3 protein-coding genes are annotated in these 1,453 nt (G+C 32.3%); all 3 read left to right on the top strand.

The genetic code is table 11. The annotated features are described in order from the left end of the window. A partial coding sequence (locus tag F564_RS0117670; protein ID WP_028123738.1) for a hypothetical protein occupies nt 1-243 on the top strand: 243 nt, incomplete at its 5' end. Next, nucleotides 240-734: a peroxiredoxin family protein gene (locus F564_RS0117665; RefSeq protein ID WP_028123737.1), complete on the top strand. Its 495-nt coding sequence runs from the start codon at nt 240-242 to the stop codon at nt 732-734. The genes F564_RS0117670 and F564_RS0117665, both read left to right, overlap by 4 nt. Before the next feature lie 7 nt (nt 735-741). Then, nucleotides 742-1,453: peptide-methionine (R)-S-oxide reductase MsrB (gene msrB / locus F564_RS21170; RefSeq protein ID WP_028123736.1), on the top strand; the 712-nt coding region annotated here is incomplete at its 3' end.

Here is a 1,453-nt window from a genome sequence, read left to right as displayed (position 1 = left end):
AACGTTAGTGGCAATGCCAAGCCAAAACAAGGAACAATGAAACCTGAATTGAAAAGGATAAGAAAAGTAGAATATGATATAGATCCAAATAGATACGAATTACGTAGTGGAAGCGAAACAAATGCTCCATTGTGTCCATATGGAAACATTTACAAATGGGTAGTATTTGACTTAAAAGCAAATGAATATGTTAGATTTGCGAAATCTGTGTTTAAATTACTTATAAATAAAAATGGTAAATGAATAATAAAAAATATGGTATAGAGGGATTTGATGCCCCAGAACTGGAAAAATTTAAATGGATTGATGCAAATGGAAAAGATACTGAACCTATACAATTATCTAATTTTAAAGGAAAGTTTATTGTTTTGTATTGTTTTCAAAGTTGGTGTCCTGGCTGTCATAAAATAGGCTTGCCTTCGTTACAACAAATGGTCACTGCATTAAAAAACAACCAAGCTATTAAATTCTTTGCTATTCAATCAGTGTTTGAAGGTAAAAATCAAAATACTTTTGAAAAGCTAAAAGAAACACAAAAGCAGTATAAGTTGGAAATTCCTTTTGGACAAGATGAAGGAGATGAAAGCACGCAAAATATTTCAACAGTAATGTATCATTATAGAACAGGAGGAACTCCTTGGTTTATTTTTATAAACCAAGAAGGAAAAGTAGTATTCAATGATTTTCATTTGAATACCGAAAAAGCAATTGAATTTTTACAAACAATTAAATAAATTTTATATGCAAAAATGGATAGATGTAATAAGATTAGCCAATAATGGCAATCTTAACCCAGACCAAAGAATAGAAAAATCGGAAGAGGAATGGAAATCACTTCTTACCGAAGAACAATTTTACGTAACTCGTAAAAAAGGAACAGAAAGAGCTCATAGCTCCGAAATGTGCAATTTGTTTGAACCCGGCAAATATGCCTGTGTTTGTTGTAACACTGTACTTTTTGACAGCGAAGAAAAATTTCAAAGTGGAACTGGGTGGCCTAGTTTTACACAGCCGATAAAAGAGAATACAATCAATTATATCAAAGATGTTACGTTTGGTATGTATCGAATAGAGACAACTTGTAGCACTTGTGATGCTCATTTAGGTCACGTGTTTCAAGATGGTCCTATGCCAAGTGGATTGAGATTTTGCATAAATGCTGTTGCTCTGAAAAAAGTAAAATCTGATGAGAAAAAAGTTACATTTGGTGGTGGTTGTTTTTGGTGCACAGAAGCTATGTTTCAGCAATTAAAAGGAGTTGTAAATGTAGAGAGTGGTTATAGTGGTGGTGAAATTATAAATCCTACATATAGAGAAGTCTGTTCTGGAACTACTGGTCACGCTGAAGTAATTGAAATTACTTATTTACCTTCTGAAATTAGCTTTGAAGATTTAGTGAAAATCCATTTAACTACTCACAATCCTACGACTATAAATAAACAAGGTGCTGATA

This window comes from Epilithonimonas tenax DSM 16811 (assembly GCF_000428485.1).
GTDB classification, from domain to species: Bacteria; Bacteroidota; Bacteroidia; order Flavobacteriales; family Weeksellaceae; genus Epilithonimonas; species Epilithonimonas tenax.
The sequence above is the reverse complement of the archived record's forward strand: the minus strand, read 5'-3'. Positions and strand labels throughout refer to the sequence as shown.